This window comes from Niveispirillum sp. KHB5.9, assembly GCF_048066115.1.
GTDB lineage: Bacteria > Pseudomonadota > Alphaproteobacteria > Azospirillales > Azospirillaceae > Niveispirillum.
The window spans coordinates 1-15,850 of record NZ_JBLTYX010000033.1 but is presented as its reverse complement, the minus strand read 5'-3'; the positions used below and the strand labels follow the sequence as shown (position 1 = coordinate 15,850).

General features: G+C 62.4%; 20 protein-coding genes, 1 tRNA gene and 1 pseudogene. 8 read left to right on the top strand and 14 right to left on the bottom strand.

The features are described 5' to 3' along the window. Positions 1 to 53: 53 nt before the first annotated feature. Positions 54 to 1,070 carry a porin gene (locus ACM9HJ_RS29225; protein ID WP_416575330.1) on the bottom strand — a complete coding sequence of 339 codons (1,017 nt, stop codon included), beginning with the start codon at positions 1,068 to 1,070 and terminating at the stop codon, positions 54 to 56. A gap of 137 nt (positions 1,071 to 1,207) precedes the next feature. Here ACM9HJ_RS29225 and ACM9HJ_RS29220 point away from each other — a divergent pair, with 137 nt between their 5' ends. The 3 genes from ACM9HJ_RS29220 (at position 1,208) to ACM9HJ_RS29210 (ending at position 2,638) form a co-directional block, all read left to right on the top strand. Further along, the gene (locus ACM9HJ_RS29220) at positions 1,208 to 1,903 is read left to right on the top strand and encodes a YggS family pyridoxal phosphate-dependent enzyme (RefSeq protein WP_416575329.1); all 696 of its coding nucleotides are present in this window, start codon (positions 1,208 to 1,210) and stop codon (positions 1,901 to 1,903) included. Beyond that, entirely contained in the window at positions 1,896 to 2,492 is a 597-nt protein-coding gene (locus tag ACM9HJ_RS29215; RefSeq protein ID WP_416575328.1) for a DUF4269 domain-containing protein, read from the top strand. Before ACM9HJ_RS29220 ends, ACM9HJ_RS29215 begins: the two co-directional genes overlap by 8 nt. Positions 2,493 to 2,547: 55 nt before the next feature. Further along, a tRNA-Ser gene (locus ACM9HJ_RS29210) sits at positions 2,548 to 2,638 on the top strand. Between the two features lie 66 nt (positions 2,639 to 2,704). On the opposite strand, the gene ACM9HJ_RS29205 is transcribed toward ACM9HJ_RS29210, so the two are convergent. The 7 genes from ACM9HJ_RS29205 to ACM9HJ_RS29175 all read right to left on the bottom strand — a co-directional run bounded on the left by ACM9HJ_RS29205 (position 2,705) and on the right by ACM9HJ_RS29175 (position 8,084). Continuing rightward, complete coding sequence (locus ACM9HJ_RS29205) at positions 2,705 to 3,748, bottom strand: tyrosine-type recombinase/integrase (protein WP_416575327.1); 1,044 nt, start codon at positions 3,746 to 3,748, stop codon at positions 2,705 to 2,707. Continuing rightward, positions 3,745 to 3,987 carry a helix-turn-helix transcriptional regulator gene (locus tag ACM9HJ_RS29200; protein WP_416575326.1) on the bottom strand — a complete coding sequence of 81 codons (243 nt, stop codon included), beginning with the start codon at positions 3,985 to 3,987 and terminating at the stop codon, positions 3,745 to 3,747. Before ACM9HJ_RS29200 ends, ACM9HJ_RS29205 begins: the two co-directional genes overlap by 4 nt. 3 nt (positions 3,988 to 3,990) lie before the next feature. Continuing rightward, on the bottom strand, positions 3,991 to 5,196 hold the full coding sequence (locus ACM9HJ_RS29195) for a phage portal protein (RefSeq protein ID WP_416575325.1): 1,206 nt from the start codon (positions 5,194 to 5,196) through the stop codon (positions 3,991 to 3,993). Further along, the gene (locus ACM9HJ_RS29190) at positions 5,193 to 5,720 is read right to left on the bottom strand and encodes an HK97 family phage prohead protease (protein ID WP_416575324.1); all 528 of its coding nucleotides are present in this window, start codon (positions 5,718 to 5,720) and stop codon (positions 5,193 to 5,195) included. The genes ACM9HJ_RS29195 and ACM9HJ_RS29190 overlap by 4 nt, the downstream gene beginning before the upstream one ends. Further along, complete coding sequence (locus tag ACM9HJ_RS29185) at positions 5,720 to 7,024, bottom strand: phage major capsid protein (RefSeq protein ID WP_416575323.1); 1,305 nt, start codon at positions 7,022 to 7,024, stop codon at positions 5,720 to 5,722. Before ACM9HJ_RS29185 ends, ACM9HJ_RS29190 begins: the two co-directional genes overlap by 1 nt. A gap of 139 nt (positions 7,025 to 7,163) precedes the next feature. Beyond that, on the bottom strand, positions 7,164 to 7,745 hold the full coding sequence (locus ACM9HJ_RS29180; RefSeq protein ID WP_416575322.1) for a MerR family transcriptional regulator: 582 nt from the start codon (positions 7,743 to 7,745) through the stop codon (positions 7,164 to 7,166). Positions 7,746 to 7,844: 99 nt separating this feature from the next. Beyond that, positions 7,845 to 8,084 (bottom strand): hypothetical protein, encoded by a 240-nt coding sequence (locus ACM9HJ_RS29175; protein ID WP_416575321.1) that lies wholly within the window; start codon positions 8,082 to 8,084, stop codon positions 7,845 to 7,847. 346 nt (positions 8,085 to 8,430) lie between these two features. Here ACM9HJ_RS29175 and ACM9HJ_RS29170 point away from each other — a divergent pair, with 346 nt between their 5' ends. Together ACM9HJ_RS29170 and ACM9HJ_RS29165 are read left to right on the top strand one after the other, a co-directional pair. Next, positions 8,431 to 8,670 (top strand): helix-turn-helix domain-containing protein, encoded by a 240-nt coding sequence (locus ACM9HJ_RS29170; RefSeq protein ID WP_416575320.1) that lies wholly within the window; start codon positions 8,431 to 8,433, stop codon positions 8,668 to 8,670. Further along, complete coding sequence (locus ACM9HJ_RS29165) at positions 8,630 to 9,079, top strand: hypothetical protein (protein ID WP_416575319.1); 450 nt, start codon at positions 8,630 to 8,632, stop codon at positions 9,077 to 9,079. The genes ACM9HJ_RS29170 and ACM9HJ_RS29165 overlap by 41 nt, the downstream gene beginning before the upstream one ends. Here ACM9HJ_RS29165 and ACM9HJ_RS29160 read toward each other — a convergent pair. The 6 genes from ACM9HJ_RS29160 to ACM9HJ_RS29135 form a co-directional block, all read right to left on the bottom strand. Next, the gene (locus tag ACM9HJ_RS29160) at positions 9,076 to 10,605 is read right to left on the bottom strand and encodes a terminase large subunit (RefSeq protein WP_416575318.1); all 1,530 of its coding nucleotides are present in this window, start codon (positions 10,603 to 10,605) and stop codon (positions 9,076 to 9,078) included. The genes ACM9HJ_RS29165 and ACM9HJ_RS29160 overlap by 4 nt on opposite strands. Then, complete coding sequence (locus ACM9HJ_RS29155; protein ID WP_416575317.1) at positions 10,584 to 11,048, bottom strand: P27 family phage terminase small subunit; 465 nt, start codon at positions 11,046 to 11,048, stop codon at positions 10,584 to 10,586. The genes ACM9HJ_RS29160 and ACM9HJ_RS29155 overlap by 22 nt, the downstream gene beginning before the upstream one ends. Positions 11,049 to 11,121: 73 nt before the next feature. Next, positions 11,122 to 11,445: an HNH endonuclease gene (locus ACM9HJ_RS29150; RefSeq protein ID WP_416575316.1), complete on the bottom strand. Its 324-nt coding sequence runs from the start codon at positions 11,443 to 11,445 to the stop codon at positions 11,122 to 11,124. Position 11,446: 1 nt separating this feature from the next. Beyond that, positions 11,447 to 11,923 (bottom strand): hypothetical protein, encoded by a 477-nt coding sequence (locus ACM9HJ_RS29145; RefSeq protein WP_416575315.1) that lies wholly within the window; start codon positions 11,921 to 11,923, stop codon positions 11,447 to 11,449. Further along, entirely contained in the window at positions 11,901 to 12,833 is a 933-nt protein-coding gene (locus ACM9HJ_RS29140) for a hypothetical protein (RefSeq protein WP_416575314.1), read from the bottom strand. Before ACM9HJ_RS29140 ends, ACM9HJ_RS29145 begins: the two co-directional genes overlap by 23 nt. Further along, positions 12,830 to 13,018 carry a hypothetical protein gene (locus ACM9HJ_RS29135; protein ID WP_416575313.1) on the bottom strand — a complete coding sequence of 63 codons (189 nt, stop codon included), beginning with the start codon at positions 13,016 to 13,018 and terminating at the stop codon, positions 12,830 to 12,832. Before ACM9HJ_RS29135 ends, ACM9HJ_RS29140 begins: the two co-directional genes overlap by 4 nt. Positions 13,019 to 13,253: 235 nt before the next feature. On the opposite strand from ACM9HJ_RS29135, the pseudogene ACM9HJ_RS29130 reads away from it, so the two are divergent. The 3 genes and pseudogenes from ACM9HJ_RS29130 to ACM9HJ_RS29120 form a co-directional block, all read left to right on the top strand. Then, positions 13,254 to 13,403, top strand: a pseudogene (locus ACM9HJ_RS29130) (DUF6538 domain-containing protein); the annotation flags it as partial. A gap of 93 nt (positions 13,404 to 13,496) precedes the next feature. Then, on the top strand, positions 13,497 to 14,975 hold the full coding sequence (locus tag ACM9HJ_RS29125) for a site-specific integrase (protein ID WP_416575350.1): 1,479 nt from the start codon (positions 13,497 to 13,499) through the stop codon (positions 14,973 to 14,975). Between the two features lie 114 nt (positions 14,976 to 15,089). After that, positions 15,090 to 15,437 (top strand): hypothetical protein, encoded by a 348-nt coding sequence (locus ACM9HJ_RS29120; protein ID WP_416575312.1) that lies wholly within the window; start codon positions 15,090 to 15,092, stop codon positions 15,435 to 15,437. Positions 15,438 to 15,850: the final 413 nt, after the last annotated feature.

Below are 15,850 nucleotides of genomic sequence, written 5' to 3'. Positions count from 1 at the left end.
CATCGGTCAAACTATTTGACCGTTGATACGGCGGCGCCCGAGAGAACGGGAAACTAAAACCTTGCCTCGACGCCCAGGCTGCCCACCCAGCCGCGGCGCCCGCCCTCATAGCGCACGCCGTCCAGGCTGAGGCTGGTCTCATCCGCCACGCGCCAGGACAGGCCGGCGCCATATGCGTCGTAATCGCGGCTGACATCCAGGTCCACGCCCTGCCACCAGAGGGCCGCCCCGTAAGGGCCGTTCTCATAGGATGCCATCAGCGTGGTGCTGGTGGCGTCATCGCCCTTCAGTCGGCCACTGTCGCCATCATCGACATAGACCAGCCCGCCGGAAAAACCGCCATAGAGCATCAGCCCGGCCAGCTTCAGACTTTCCGTATCGCCCAGCAGCGGGTTGCGCGACTGTGCGGTGACATAGCCGGCGGCGAGTTCATAGGAGATGGCGTCCCAGTCGCCCTGATAGTTCAGCCCGACCTCCCACAGGTCGCGGTCCAGGCGGCCCGGCGTCTCCCGTGCGATATCCTCCACCAGGCTGTCGCGCTTGGGCGCGTACGACACGCCCAGCCGTACGCCCATGACGCGCGGCGTCTCGTACAGCAGCTTGGTGGCATCGTCGCTGTCGCGGCCCAGATGATCGATGGGCGGGGCGGCAGGGCTGATGCCGTTCCACAGCCCATCCATCTGCCCGCCGGCCAGCAGCGGCAGCATGTCCACGGCGCGCTTGGCCGCCCCATCCTCGTCACCCGCGCGCAGGCGGCCCCAGGCGGAGTTGACGGTCAGGAACAGCTCGTTGGCCGTCAACTGGTCGTTGCGGCCGGGCCGGTCCAGGCTTTTCTGGTAGTCACCCGATCCCAGCGTCGCGGTCAGCGACAGGCCCAGCCCACTGTCGGTGGTCATGGTGCCATCCCCCGTCACGGCATAGGCGCCGAACAGGTCGTGCCCGTCGCCCGATCGCACGACGGCCCCCTGGCCCACCCCGCGCCAGGTGAACTCCGTCGTGGCGGCATCGGCCGGAAGAACGGCCAGAAGGGGCAGCAGGGCGGCGGACAGGGAGCGGCAGAGACGGGGCAAGATCACCATCCGGGCAGGGTACGGCCAAGGCCGCGGGATTGACGGGACCGACAGGAACGGCTTTACGTGGCCGATGGGGCGAAAACAAGGCCGCCGGCCACCGCCCCCCGGTTTTCGTTTGCCTGAGGGCCCATACCATGACCGACCATGCCAACGATGTGGCCGCCAACCTGGCCGAGATCAAGGCCCGCATCGACCAGGCCGCCACCGATGCCGGCCGCCCCGCCGGTGCCGCCCGCCTGATCGCCGTTTCCAAGGTGCAGCCCGTGGAGAAACTGGAGGCGGCTCTGGCCGCCGGCCACCGCCTGTTCGGGGAGAACCGGGTGCAGGAGGCCAAGGCCAAGTTCCCCGCCGCCCGCGAACGTTATCCCGACCTGGAACTGCACCTGATCGGCCCCTTGCAGACCAACAAGGTGAAGGAGGCCGTGGCCCTGTTCGACGTGATCCAGACCCTGGACCGGTCGAAACTGGCGGCGGCCCTGGCAGAGGAGGGGGCCAAACGCGGCCGCCTGCCGCGACTTTATGTAGAGGTGAATGTCGGTGCCGAGCCACAGAAGGCCGGCATCGCGCCTGCCGACCTGCCCGCCTTCCTGGCCGAATGCCGGGATGTGCATGGGCTGAGCATCGAGGGGCTGATGTGCATCCCGCCTGCCGACCAGGAACCCGCCCCCTTCTTCGCGCTCTTGTCCGATCTGGCGGCCCGCAACGGGCTATCGCAGGTATCGATGGGGATGAGCGGGGATTACGAACTGGCCGTACGGCTGGGCGCCACCTTCGTGCGCGTCGGTACCGCCATCTTCGGGGAGCGAATCAGGCCAGCACCCCATGGCTGAACCTCTGCCCGATTTCCGCGACTGGTCCCATCTGGCCAAGGGCAGCGCGGACCAGCGCCGCGCCCATGCGGTGCTGTCCCGCCACCTTCCGTTCGACCGGCTGGCGGGCTTTGATTCGGGTCTGGCCGGCACCTTCCCCATCGACATCGCCATCCCCGGCTCCGACCTGGACATCCTGGTCCAGGCCGATGACCCGGCCGGTCTGGCCCCGTTGCTGGACCAGCAGTTCGGGACGGAGGAAGGTTATGCGCGCCGCCTGATCCAGGTGGCGGATGGGCCGGCCCTGGTGGCGGGATTCACCCTGGACGGGCTGCCCGTGGAAATCTTCGTTCAGGCCGTACCGGTGGAGCGGCAGACGGGCTGGCGACACATGGTCGTGGAGGCGCGGCTGCTGGCGCTGGCCCCGGCCTTGCGTGGTGAAATCCGGACGCTGAAGCTGGACGGAATGAAGACGGAACCGGCCTTCGCCCACCTGCTGGGCTTGGCGGGCGATCCCTATGCCGCCCTGCTTCTGCTTGAAAGACAAGGCGATACAGTGCTTTGCGACCTGTTGGTCCGACGCCGGGCGGCCATGCCGAAAAAGGGGTGATTAAAAAGCTTGCGGGATCGGAACGACGTCATTATGTTCCGCGCCCATCCAGTGCGGAGGGGTGGCCGAGTGGTTGAAGGCGCTCGCCTGGAAAGCGGGTATACGTCAAAAGCGTATCGTGAGTTCGAATCTCATCCCCTCCGCCATTTTCCCGATAAGGGAATTGATAACTCATCTCTTTTCCCCTGTTTGTGGCTAACGGTTTTAGACGGTTAGCCATTGGGTGTTCCGCGTTTGGTCCCGATGGACGCGATTGCGGTGTCTGCCATCTGCTCCCGGTTCGCGTCTTTGGCGTAGCGGTCTACCTCGCTGGCATTCTTGTGCCCGGTCACCGACGCGATTTCATGCGGGGTGCATCCGGCTTCCGCCAAGCGCCGCGCAACGGCCTTGCGCAGGCCATGGGCGCTCAAATCATCCGACAGGCCGGCATCCTTACAGGTGCCGCGAAACCAGTTCCCGAAGCTCTCCGCCGTGAAGGGCTTCCCGTACCGGGTGGACAGGAACGCCAGCCTGTCGCGCGGCAGGGTGGACAGGATGGCCCACAGGTCCTTGTGGATGGGTATGGACACCCGCCCGCCTGTCTTCTGCTGACGGAACACCAGCCGGTCACCCTTGATATGCTGCCAGCCCAGCTTGACCACGTCCGACCGGCGGGCACCCGTGTAGAGCAACAGGGCGAACGCCAGGCGTTCTCGCGTGCCCACGGCGTGGAACGCCTCATAGCGGGCGATATCATCCTCTGACCAGGTGGCAAAGCCGTCCGTCCTGTTTCGCACCGGGCGAACCGCCTGGGTGGGGTCAATCTTGATCCAGTCACGTTCCAGGGCGTGCCGCATCAACAGCTTCAGCATGCGCAACAGGTTGTTGGCGGCGGCGGGGGTGTCGCTCTTGTCGTCTATGAAGCCGCGCACATGGCGGGCCTCCAGCTTGGCAACCGGCTTGTGCCCATGCTTGACGCGGAAATTCTCAATGATCCCGCTATAGGTTGCCTTGGTCGATTCGCTCAACCGGGTGAAATCGGCGCTGCGGTAGTAGGCTTCGCACAGGGCGGAAAGGCTGCCGGGTGGCGGGGCCTTCACGGATGGCTGCTTTTCCCCTTCACCCGCCAGCGCCGCGTTGTACGCTTTCAGGAAGGCCGGCGAACCCACCGGACCGGGCAATCTGATCCGCTTCTGCCCCCTGCGACGGAAATAGATCACTTCCTTTCCGCGACAGTTCGTATAGCGATGGATGAATTTCAGCCGAACGGTTGTCATGCGACTTCATCCCAGGGGTTGGCGTCGTCATCTTCGTCACCCGGCAGCGCCGCAAAGGCGCGCTCCAGCTGGCGGCGATCCCATACGCGGCGACCGTCGATCCGCTTTGGCCCCGGCATGCGCCCATCCAGCACCATCGCATCGAACTTGCTCGGTGAAATGCCGATGAACGATGCCGCCGCTTCACGGCACAAGCCGATGGGCGGCAGGTTCTGGGGAAGGGCGTTATGCTTGACCATGGGTCAGACCTCCACCGCCGGGACAGTGGCAGGGTCCGCCGGCGGGGTGCTGGCGGGGTCCAGATTGTCACCATCGGGAAGCGGGTTATACCCCTCCTCCTCCCGAACCTCGTTCCGGGTCAGGACGCGGTTTTTTAGGGCGATTTCGTGCGAGCGCCACCGGCTTTCCGGGTCACCACGCAGGAAGCCGGCCAGATCAAGCGACAGTTCGCGAGGATCGGCGGCGGTGAAAACCGTTCGGTTAAACTCCGTCTCGATCTTGCGGATCCAGCCATTCAGGGTGTGCTGGGCAAACCAGCGGCCCGCCGTCTCGGAGTTGGTGAAGGTGCTGTTATCCCAGATGCCGACGATGGGCGGCGGGATGTTGAACAGCCGCGCCAGCTCCTCGGTGGTGAAGCGCCGGCTTGCCAGCATCTCCGCATCCTCGGGGGAGATGGTCATCTGTGACCAGCGCAGGCCACCCGACAGAACCATGATCTTTCCGGCCCGTCCGGCCCCGGCGAACTTCTGATCCATCTGGTCTTTGAGCGACGTGGTCTGTTCCGGCGACAGCTTCTGTTCCGCTGTCAGGAAGCCGCTGGGGTTGGCACCGTTGCGATAGATGGCGTCGGAAAATTCCTGGATCACCAGCCCGGCGGACACGGTGGCGGCGGCGCGCGACAAGCGGCTGCGACCAAGCAAGCCGTCGTCGCTGCGGTCTTTCAGGTGGATTACCTCCCCCTGCAACAGGCGGCGCATGCGCCCCTGTCCGCCATAGATGGACGTGATCTCGGTCACGTCATAGGCCAGCCGGCCGCTGGGCAGCATCTGCACCGACACCCATTCCCAGGGGATGGGGCGCAACTCCACCAGCCGACCGGCACGATCCCAGACCATTTCGGCCAGACCATTGCCGCGCAACAGGGTAGAGGCGACCAGCCATTCAACGAAATCCGGCCAAGTCTGCCACCGGTTCGGCCCGCGCCGGATCAGGTCCGCCACGGGGTGGCCGTCGTCAATCTCCCGCCCCTTGCCCACCCGGCGGTAGACATAGGCGGGCAGGCTGGCGATACCGCCCGCAATGGCCCCGACACAGGCCAGCACCACCGACAGCCCTTCCGCCGTGCGGGGATTGACCAGCATGCCGCTGGCCGTGTTCAGGCCGGACAAGGCGGACCATGACGTATCCTCGGCCCGCGTTTCGGGTTCCATAACTTCCGGGGCGTTCATCGGCACGTCTCCAGAAACAGAAGGGCGGCGGACAGGTGCGGCGTTGCGGCGCGGGCCTGCACGCTTGTGCCGTCATAGGCGGGGAAGGCGGTGACGACGGACACCTCCAGCAGCTGGACGCTGCGCAGTTCCCGCCGCTTGCCGTTCCAATGCTGGCCGTCCGGCGTGGCACGGAAACCAAAGGACATGCCGCCCAGGTCGCCACGTTCGGCCAGGGCCAGAACGTCGCGGCCCGCCTGGGTGTCGGGCACGTCCAGACTGAACGACAGCCCGCGCGCATCCTCCGACAGGCGCAAGGTGCCGGACCGGGTACGGGCCAGCACCTTGGTTGTGTCATGGTCGACCAGGGCCAGGATGTCGCCGCCACCGGCTAGACTGGCACGGAAGGCACCCGGACGGATGATTTCAGTGAAATCACCAATCCGGGCTTCCGTGCCGAACGTGGCCGCATAGCCTTCCAGCCGGCGGCCCACGGCACGCAGTTCGGCGGCGATGCGGCGTTCCATCTTGGCCCCGCCCGTCATCACTGGGTATCCACGGTCTGGCAGGCGACGAAGGATTCGGCGTGCCGCACGGCGATATCCATGGTCAGCATGCCGCGAACGCTGACATTGCCCTTGGCGTAAGCCGTGGCCTCGAACGGGTTCACCAGCAGATCGAAGGCGGACCAGTAACCCAGCAACAGGTCGGACCAGTTGCCGAAGATCAGGGCGCTCCGGGTCAGGCTGGCGGGGCTGCCCCCATCCGTCAGGTTGGACGGGACCAGATTGGACGCGGCCAGCGGATAGTCGGCAAGGTCGGTGCGACCGGTCATGATGTACCCGGCCCCGGCATCGCCGCTTTCCTTCAAGGTGGAACGGCACTTGCGCACCACCTTGGGGTTCGTGGCCCAGCCCAGGGAACCGGTATCGGCGTTCGCCACCTCCACCTTTTCGATGAACTCCAGCACCTTGGCCCAGGTCGGAGCCGTCATGGTCACCGAACCGATGCCGGACGTTTCCAGTACCCCGTCGGGTTCGTTGCTGCCACCACCCTTGATGGCCACCCGGTCCACCGCTTCGGCCAGCACGGCGGCGAAATCATCCCGCACCAGCGCCTCGATATCCGGGCTGGATTGCTGGATCATGTTGCGGCTGAACTCGGTGATACAGCCGGCATGCTTGGGCGTCATCGACACCTTGCCCATGCCCAGGTCGGACGGGGTCAGGGCGCTGTTTTCCGCCACCCAGCCGGCGGTTGCCGACTGTTTCAGCTTGGGGATATCGACATTGCCGGTCAGGCCTGACAGGACGCGGGCACCCAGGCCGCGAACGATCAGCTTCGACCGCAGGATATCGATGAACTGTCCGCCCATATGGTCAGTGGCGATCAGGTTGCCGCCTGCCGAACCGCTGGGGGCGGTGGTGGTGATGACACGCTGTTCCACCGGGGCCATGAACACCGACAGGGGCACGGCCATGCCGGTGAACTTCTGTCCCGTGCGGCGCGCGATTTCCTGCGACAGCTCCCGTTCCCGCCCGCAATCCACGTCAAGGCCGGGCACCTGGGCAGCGATGGCACGCACCAGCCTGAAACTGCGCAGCGCGACATCAAACTGTTCATCCCCGGTCCCGGTCAGGGGCTGGCCGGCGGCGCGGCGGTCGGCTTCATCAATGAAGCTCTGACGCTGGATCCGCTCCTCCAGCGTCGTGACTTCGGTTTTCAGCGTCTCGAACCGGGACCGCTGTTCCTCGGACAGGTCACCCGCCTGACCGGCGGGGGCCTCGGTGATCTTGCGCATTTCAGCAAGGGCCCGGCTGCGCTTTTCCTGCAACTCACGAAGGGACATGAAAAAAGCTCCATCTAAGGGAGGGTGGGCGTCTCACGACGTTCGGGTACTTCCATCACGGGTTCGGGCGTCTCCCGACGCTCGGTACTTCCATCCTTGGGACAGGGCGTCTCTCGACGCTCATTCCCGTTGGCCTGGATCAGTGATCTTCGGGAACCTCCGTTGGCGGTTCCGTCGCACTATCGTCCAAGAGATACTTCTGTCGAGCTAAATCCCTATTCCTGTACTGCTCAATTTCGGCTTGCGTTAAGTCTGTATTGGCGTAGGCTTCAATTTCATGTGGGCCATTAAGCATTGTATCAAGGTCACTAAGAACCTGCACAATAATGCGGCCAATCGGAATGGCAATTACAGGATCAAGAACTCCTGCCGTACCAACATTTAGCCACGTGCTGATTTCATCGCCTTCAAATTGACAGTACAACGTCCGATCCAGAAACTTGGTACCGGGACGCATGCCGTAGAACTGCGTGGAATGCTCCGCCGCGTTCTGCGCAACCACCGCCGCGTAGCGCGCTTCCATGTGTACCTTTTCGATACAGGTCACCATGGTGCGAACGGCGACGATGTCCTGTGCCGAATAGAGGCGGCGGGCGTAACGCGAACCCATGTCACCAAAGGGCAGCAAGCCACGCTTCAGCCAGTTCTGAAGCGTGTTGTTCGACACTTCGGCCACCTTCAACATGACCGCGTGTCGGAACTGCTTTACCTGCACGTCCATCGGATATGGTCACCTGACTATCTTGTAGGGAACAGTAGGGCAACATCGCGAACGCCTCAACAAAAATGTTGTCACCTGACCACAAGAAATAAGGTGCTATCAGGCGAACACCATATCCATGCGGCGTTCCTTCTCTGCCCGGCTGGTGTGTGGGTTGTCGGCCAGCCATTCCAGATACGCGATGGTCCGCTCCCGTTGGGTGGGGGTCAGATGGGACCAAATGGCGTCGAACCGGTCTTTCACCTGCTGCCTCTGGGCCTGTTCAGACAGTTCCATGGCGGCCGGCGTCGCAATGGCAGCGCAGACGACGGCAAGCAGGGCTTCACGGCGGGTCAGCATGATGCTTCCTCCCCTTCCCCGAAATCGCAGGGGTCATGTTCCCTGTCGTCGCTGTCTTCGTCGTCGGCGTCGGGTTCCCGGTCCGGGTCGCGATCCATGGCGTCCAGATGGGCAATCAGGGCCTCTATCGCGGCCTCAATCTGGGCACGGGGCGAGGTTAGGAGCGGTAACAAGGCAGGCGGGCAAGGCTCCGCCGTGGCGCGAAGTTGGCGCATTTGGTACTCCCTGTCTTGTAACGAAAGCTATGATGTGATAGTTTTCGTATCATCTGGATTGAATGATGTCAACAAACCTATCATGTGATCGGAATATGATTACAGGACTCCAAATTCGAGGCGCGCGGGCAATGCTCGGCATCAGCGCCGATGAACTTGCTAAGGCTACTAATCTCGGAATCGCGACGATCCGGCGTGCGGAAAGCCATGCGGGTGTACCTACATTGACAACTGCCAATCTCACAGCAATCCAGAGCGCTCTTGAAGCCGCTGGTATTGATTTTATCTTTGAAGATGGTAGCGGAGCCGGTATTCGGCTAAGGAGGAACGATGGCCAAGAACGCACTGGAGATGCAGCAGGAAATATTTGATATTGTTAATCACTATAATTCTAGCGCCAAAGATTTATTCATAGGGCAAATTCGTGACGGTTTTCTTGGTGGAAAATTATATACTGTCGGGTTTAATGCAAAAAAGCAGAATTCAGACGAATATGATGCGTATATAAATTATGTATTTGATAAGGATGGCGATTTTAGAGTTTACAGGAATGACACCCAGTTATTGGATATGGTTGCCTCCATTAAGGATAAATCAAGGTGGCACGACAAAATATTCTCAACAAATGGAATTTCTGGAGTTATTGCAATTATTATGACCGTCGCCATAGTTTATATGGCACTTTCCAACAGCACAGAGACAAAAATCCCTGACATCCTGGGAAATGCATTGACGATTATTTTGGGTTTCTATTTTGGGAAAGCCACAAAAGACAGCTAGAAGAATAGCACCTCGATCCCCGGTTCTTCCTTCTCCGGCTCCCGGCTGTACAGGCCCACGGCCATGACCAGGGCTACCAGCCCGTCAACGCGGGCAGTGGCCTTGTCCTTGGCGACCTTGCGTGCGCCCGCCGGGTCAAGCTGGATAGCGGCGTTCGCCACGTTCCAGGTCAGGATCGGGTTGCCGCTATGGCGCAGGGCACCCGACAGGATGGCGGTTTCCAGGGCATCCACCGCCGGCCCCATATCCTTGAACCCCTGTCCCCAGCCCACCAGGGGCAGGTCGATGCCTTCATCCTCCAGGATGCGTTTCAGATCCTCGATCCGCCACCGGTCATAGGCGATGCCGCGCACGTCGAAGGCGGCGGCGATTTCGGCCAGCCGGAAGGCGACGGCGCGTTTATCGATTGCGCGGCCTGCCGTGGCCTCCAGATAGCCTTTGTCCCTCCACAGCTGGTAGGGTACCCGGTCACTGTGTTCCCTGTCCTCCAGCCCGTCCCCAGGCAGCCAGAAGAAGGACAGGATATCCAGGCCACCCCCATCATCGGGGAAAACCAGCTGCAGGCTGGTCAGGTCGCGGGTGCTGGACAGGTCCAGCCCACCCCAGCAGCGGCGACCGCGCAACGCCTCCCATTCCACCGTTGCCTTGCAGGCATCCCAGTCCGCCGATGCGATGAAGCGTTGAACCGCGTCCACCGGCTGGTTCAGATACAGCGCCCGAAACGACGCCTCCAGCGCCGGCATGCGCCGTGCCCGGCTGGCATATTGGCGCATTTCCTCCAGGCTGCGGAAATCACCCAGGGCGGGGTTGGCGAGATACCAGCTTTCTTCGTCCCAGGGGTCGGCCTCCAGCGGGGCGGCGAAGATGAAGGGGGCGAAGGTCGGATCCTCAATCACCCCGTCCTGCACCTGGCGGCCATAGGTTACCAGCTCGCTCATGATGTGGTTGGGGTTACTGGATTGGGTGCTGATCACCAGGGTCAGGGGTTCCCGCCGGGCGGCGGTGGACGTGGTCAGAACGTCGTAAAGCTCCCGGTTCGGGGCCTGGGCAAGCTCGTCATAGATGATCACCGACGCGCTGAAACCGTGCTTGGACTTACTGTCGCTGGACAGGGCCTGAAAGAAACTGCCGGTGGCGTAATGAACAATGCGCTTGGTGCTGTCGATGATGTTGACCAGGGCCAGCAGCTCGGGGTCCGCCTCCAGCATGGCCTTGGCTTCGTTGAAGATGATTGCCGCCTGGGCACGGTCGGCGGCGGCGCTGTAGATCTGGCCGCGCGATTCCCGTTCCGGCCCGATCAGATGGGCCAGCACCAGGCCGGCGGCCAGCTGCGTCTTGCCGTTCTTGCGCCCCATGGTCAGCAGCGCGGTGCGGACGCGCCGGCGGCCATCCGGCTCTGCCGGGTCATAGATGCCGCGGATGATGTCCTTCTGCCAGTCGCGCAACAGGAAGGGGCGGCCCGCATGCTCCCCGCTGGTGATGGTCAGGTTCTCGATGAACCGGATTACCCGATCAGCCCGGCCCATTTGCTCCCTGCCTTGGTCTGGTTGGTGGTCAGCTTGATGCCCGTGCGGTCGGCAGGCGACAGACCCAGGCGGGTGGACAGGCTGGCCATGGTGCGGGCCGCCTGATCGATGATGCGCAGGTAGGGCGAGGGCTTGCCGCTGGGCGTCACCATGCGCCCGCCGAACAGGTCCTTCTCCCCCCGCAGGCGGATGGTCGCCTCCTTGTGCTGCGCCACCGCCTCGCAATAGGCGGCCAGCAAGGGGGCGTCGGCGACGGTGATCATGCCCGGCGGCACGCTGGTCATGATCGTTTCCCAAACCGCCCGCGCATCGTCCGACAGGTAGTCCGGGCAGACCGGAACCCCGATGCAGGCGGGTTCATCGTGGTTGATCGGCAGCCTTCCGGGGTTGCCTTCCAGCTCCCGAATGGTGGTCGGCTTCGGCTTTGGTCCGCGCTTACCCATTGATTTCCCTCATAACCCTCGAAATTCTAAATTGAGATACCCATGCGGTCCTACCCCTTCGGCTCCCAGAGATTCATTTGGGCCTGCCGTTCCACCAGTGGCCGGGGTCGAGGGGGCGTCCATCGGCGTCGCACCCCCTCACCGGCATGCGGGTCCGCTTGCCATGCCCGAACCCGCCATCCATCGTTGCCGTCTTGCGGCTGTGGCAGGCTTGGCAGCTGCTGCGCAGGTTCGCCCAGGCGAAGGGGTCACCACCCGCTGCCACGGCCTTGACGTGGTCTACCTGGGTGGCGACCCGTGCCCGACCGGGTGGGCAGTACTGACACAGGGGATCAGCCCGCAGCTTGTCCAGCCGCACCCGCTTCCACTCGGTCGTGTTGTAGGGCCACTTCGCCATGTCACGCCCCCCGCAGTGCGGCACACAGGCGGTCGGTTTCGGCCCGATTGCCAGCCGTCAACGCCTTCACCAAGTCGGACACCATGGCGACATGCTCGGGCTTGCGCTCCGCCGGCTGGGTGACGGGCTGGGGGCGCTGCTGGGGGCGTGACAGCATCAGGCACCGTTCCCGCTCCGCCTCCAGCGCCCGCAGCTTGCCACGCAGGAAGGCGGACAGGTGCTTGTAATCGAGGAAGTATTCCACCGTCTCGGCGGCCTCCCTCAGCGTGTCCTGGGTGAACAGGACGGGCGGGAAGTTCAGCAAGCCCGCGATGGCCTGGATCTGCACCTTGGCGTCATCCAGGGGCTTGTTGCTTGCCCGGACGATGGCCAGCTGCGTCAACCAGACCCGAACGACGCGATGGGGCGCTTCCTGCTGCAACGCTTCGTCCAGCAGCTCGGCCCGCCGCTTCGCCTCACGCTGCGTCTTCGGGTACACGTCGGCAGGTGCCTTCCACGGTGCTTCCACCATGCGGACCCCACTGCCCGTATCCACCATCACGCTGTCGGTCATCAGCGCCCAACGCAAATTCGTGGTCAAGGTCGGCAGCGAGGGCGGCAGCGCCAACGCGCCGGGTTCCTTGGCGGGGATAGTGGCGATGTTGTTCATAGTTCACCTCGGGCAGTTCGTCGGTCCAGCGTTCGTTGGTCAGCCAAGTGCGCGGGTGGCAGGCGTGAGGTGCGCCGGGTTGTTTCAGGAAGCGTGCGTAGCGCTCCATGCCCTGGAACAGGGTATCGAACGGCGCCTTTCGCCGTGCTGCCTGGAAAGCCTTTTTTGCTGCGGGCTTGGCGATCTTGTTAGGGACGATGGCCCACCACGTCTCAAAATCGGGATCGTCGCCTCTCGCGCGCTCACGCGCGTTTACCCCCCGAAGGGGGGGTTCTTTATTCTGATATCTGTTATCTGTCGCGCGCAGAGGCGGTGACGTCACATCACCGTCACGTGACGTTTCATCACCGTTTCGTGACGTTTCATCACCGTTTCGTGACGACGGGGTGACGTTGCTGTCACGTTGCTTCTTCCGCTCACGATAGACGCGGGTTCGTTCGGCGCTGGTGTCCGATTCGTACTGTTCCTGATCCCAGTTCAACAGCCGGTCACCGTCCAGGGTAACGCCCTGCATTGCTTCCCGAATGGCCGTCAGGTCCGCCGGTTTCAGGTCCAGGATGGCGGCGGCCCGCTTGTCCATCCATCCGGCCAGCGTCCCGCGCGGGGTGGCTTCCGACGCATGGCACAGCATAGCGGTCCAGGCGGCCAGCACCGCATGCACGGGCAGGCCGGTATCAGCCGCGATCATGCGCCAGTTCGGATCGTTGGCCGTGGCGTTGTAGAGGCGCACCCACTTCATGCCCCGCCCTCCAGTTGCCGGGCGATGGCGCACAGCCGGGCGGCGATGCTGTCCTTTGCCAGGGCGATGGTTTCGGGATCGCTGCGGAAGCCGCACCCGATGCGGCGAACGTCGCGGGACAGGTCCAGCAACTGCCCGGCCAGATGATGCCGGTTCGGGGTGGTGTCGGTGATGGCGCTACGCATGTCCACCACCCTTGCGAGTGGCAGGGATGGTCAGAACAGCGTTAGCCAGCAGGCGGAAAAGATGAATGAAATCATAAGGGCGTTTCTGGCGGTTAGCCATGACAACGGCTTGACAGCCCTTGCCCCTTGCACTCTCATCCCCTCCGCCAGCCTCTTTCGTGATTTCACGAGAGGCGCAGGAACGCTGAAATCCTGAGAATATTGACTGCCGAAAGACGCCCTCTGTATCAAAGGGGTGTATCAATTGGCTGGTCGAAAATTGCAGCACACCATTCAGCGTGATTCGATTTTTTATTACCGCCGGGGCATCCCGGCCGCTATTCAGCACATCATCGGCAAAGGCACTCATTGGACCCAATCCCTTCGGACATCCGATAGGGACGTCGCCGAATTCCGCGTTCGGCAGATTAATGGCCGGGTGCAGGCGGCGTTTCTCGCTGCCAAGAGGCAGGTCGCGCGCCCAAGCCAGCAGAATCATTTGGTTCTTCCCGGCACCCTGCTGACGCCCGCCGCAGCCCTTGAGCTTGTCGACGAGGCCATGAAGCATCGTGAGCGATTGGCGTTCATGACGGCACTGGACAGCCAGAATCAAGACGCGGCCCTCAAGATGGCGACTTTGCGGCTCAAGTTGATCACGCAAGGAAAGGACCCGCTTGACGGCCCCGACGTGATCGAACGGGGTTGGGCCATTCTGCTTGAAAACCGAGGATACATGGCCGACCCATCCTCCCCGGCATACAAGTTCGGGTTCGGCCGATATCGGGAGGCACTGAAGCTGGCGGCGACCCGTGGCTTGTCGTGGGCTGCTGGCGACTATCAGGACCTGCCCGCGCATGCCTTTGCGGAACCAGAGCCGGTGGGACCGACAATCACCCAGGCCATGGAGAGCTACCTTGGCGATGTGGAAATGCGGGGGCGGCAGATCGACGAGGTTCGGTCGATTGTTCGCCAGTTCGTCGAGGTCATCGGCACGGACCTTCCCGTGACCAGGATCACGTCGGCGCAATGCCGCAGCTTCAAGGATGCGATGAAACAGAAGCCCGCACGGCCTGCCCGGCGGGGGGATCGGGCGCTGACACTGCCTGAATTGATCAGGCTCTATGAAGGCCAAGCGGTGGAGCGCCTCGCCGCCAAGACCATTCGGAAGAACCTGTCGATCATCCAGACGGTCTTGGCTTGGGCCAAGCGTAGTCGGTTGATTAGCGATAACCCGATGGAAGGTCTGATTCCGCCAAAACCAAAGCGAGCGGCATTGACCCCAAACCGTCTGCCCTTTTCCGATGCTGACATCAAACGCATCTTTTCTGCCCCCCTGTTTACTGGCGCCAAATCCGACGCTCGACTGAATGAGAACGGTGAGCATCTTGTGACCGATCATCGGTTCTGGTTGCCGGTCCTGGCGCTATACACCGGAGCGCGGCTGGAGGAACTGGCCCAGGCCGATGCGGCCGACGTGCGGCAGGTAGATGGCATCTGGGTCATCGATCTGACGAACCTGGATGAAACCGGCAAAGTGGCAGCGGACAAGGATTTGAAGAATCTGAGTTCCCGTCGGAAGGTGCCGATCCATCAGGCCCTGCGCGACCTCGGATTCATCGACTATGCTGTGCGGGCGAAGACGGTTGGTGGAAAGCTCTTCCCAGATTTGTCGCCGAACCGGCATGGAGAGTACGGCGCGACATTCTCGAAATTCTTCAGCCGGTTCCTGAGGGATTGTGGGTTTGTCGATGCGGATGAACGGAAGAACCGTCTTCTGACATTTCATTCCTTCCGTCACAAATTCAAAGACATGGCACGCGCGGCTGGGGTCGGTGTGGAAGTGCATGACGCCCTGACCGGCCATACGCGGCCCGGTGTTGGCGCGCAGTACGGCAGCGGAGTGCCGCTGAAAGTGCTGGCCAGCGCCATGGAGTACATCGAGTGTGATGGCTTCCCGATGGTCCCGCGACGGGAGTGACCGCCCGGTTAGATCGAGGGGAGGCCTACGCTGGCGAAATATGCTTCCCCTCCAACTAATCATGCCAGGTTGTCCTCGGCCTGCGGCTGAGTCTCTGTTTATGAGGCATAATCTATGATGCACATCCCGCCCAGCGACCGAGGCCTCTTCGAGGTTCAGGATGCTTCCGGCGCCGCTCATCAGGTTCATCGGAACCCGGCTTCGGTCACGTTTCCGGCCGTCGGGCTGCTGGCGGAGCCGGACAGCATTTTTGTTTGGCACTCCGGTCTCACCCATCGTGAGTTCATCGCAGCAGCCGGTGCGGATGGAATACGGCTATGGCTGTATCCGGGCCGCGTGCGTATTTCGCTCGATGCGTTTCTCTTCGTCGAGACGGAGGACGAGGCTGAGGAGAAGTTGCGGGCCAGCAAGGCTTTGGCCGCCATCTATCCCGCTGGAATTCGCATTGAGTGGTGCATTTGATGTAAGGGGCCGAGCTGCCCAGCCGGTGAACAACAGAGCATTCATGCCCATCGATGACATGCCGGTTCGAGGTGTTGCCCTTGTCGGTAGGCGGCCCGGCAGAGGTGCGGAACTCATAACGTGACTGGGATGGGGATGAGATGAGCGGATAACTCACTTCGGATGAGAAAGTTGATGACTAGTGATCGCGGTTTTCCTCACGGAGCACCCTCGGCCACCGATTAAGATGAGACGTGAGGAAATGCTAGATTCTGCGCAAGATATCGGCAAATGATGGATGTGATTTAAATATCGACTTCGAAAATGCCGTGGGATTACCCTTTGGGTGTAAGTGCCATTTCGCACTTATGCGCAGGATATTTTACGGAATAAATTTTCATGAGCATTTTTCGTCCGCTCCACGTGAGCAGCCT

Coding starts and splice junctions, on each gene's coding strand:
- ACM9HJ_RS29220 (WP_416575329.1), top strand. CDS start 1,208: ATGACCGACCATGCCAACGATGTGGCCGCCAACCTGGCCGAGATCAAG.
- ACM9HJ_RS29215 (WP_416575328.1), top strand. CDS start 1,896: ATGGCTGAACCTCTGCCCGATTTCCGCGACTGGTCCCATCTGGCCAAG.
- ACM9HJ_RS29205 (WP_416575327.1), bottom strand. CDS start 3,748: ATGACAACCGTTCGGCTGAAATTCATCCATCGCTATACGAACTGTCGC.
- ACM9HJ_RS29200 (WP_416575326.1), bottom strand. CDS start 3,987: ATGGTCAAGCATAACGCCCTTCCCCAGAACCTGCCGCCCATCGGCTTG.
- ACM9HJ_RS29195 (WP_416575325.1), bottom strand. CDS start 5,196: ATGAACGCCCCGGAAGTTATGGAACCCGAAACGCGGGCCGAGGATACG.
- ACM9HJ_RS29190 (WP_416575324.1), bottom strand. CDS start 5,720: ATGACGGGCGGGGCCAAGATGGAACGCCGCATCGCCGCCGAACTGCGT.
- ACM9HJ_RS29185 (WP_416575323.1), bottom strand. CDS start 7,024: ATGTCCCTTCGTGAGTTGCAGGAAAAGCGCAGCCGGGCCCTTGCTGAA.
- ACM9HJ_RS29180 (WP_416575322.1), bottom strand. CDS start 7,745: ATGGACGTGCAGGTAAAGCAGTTCCGACACGCGGTCATGTTGAAGGTG.
- ACM9HJ_RS29175 (WP_416575321.1), bottom strand. CDS start 8,084: ATGCTGACCCGCCGTGAAGCCCTGCTTGCCGTCGTCTGCGCTGCCATT.
- ACM9HJ_RS29170 (WP_416575320.1), top strand. CDS start 8,431: ATGCTCGGCATCAGCGCCGATGAACTTGCTAAGGCTACTAATCTCGGA.
- ACM9HJ_RS29165 (WP_416575319.1), top strand. CDS start 8,630: ATGGCCAAGAACGCACTGGAGATGCAGCAGGAAATATTTGATATTGTT.
- ACM9HJ_RS29160 (WP_416575318.1), bottom strand. CDS start 10,605: ATGGGCCGGGCTGATCGGGTAATCCGGTTCATCGAGAACCTGACCATC.
- ACM9HJ_RS29155 (WP_416575317.1), bottom strand. CDS start 11,048: ATGGGTAAGCGCGGACCAAAGCCGAAGCCGACCACCATTCGGGAGCTG.
- ACM9HJ_RS29150 (WP_416575316.1), bottom strand. CDS start 11,445: ATGGCGAAGTGGCCCTACAACACGACCGAGTGGAAGCGGGTGCGGCTG.
- ACM9HJ_RS29140 (WP_416575314.1), bottom strand. CDS start 12,833: ATGAAGTGGGTGCGCCTCTACAACGCCACGGCCAACGATCCGAACTGG.
- ACM9HJ_RS29135 (WP_416575313.1), bottom strand. CDS start 13,018: ATGCGTAGCGCCATCACCGACACCACCCCGAACCGGCATCATCTGGCC.
- ACM9HJ_RS29120 (WP_416575312.1), top strand. CDS start 15,090: ATGATGCACATCCCGCCCAGCGACCGAGGCCTCTTCGAGGTTCAGGAT.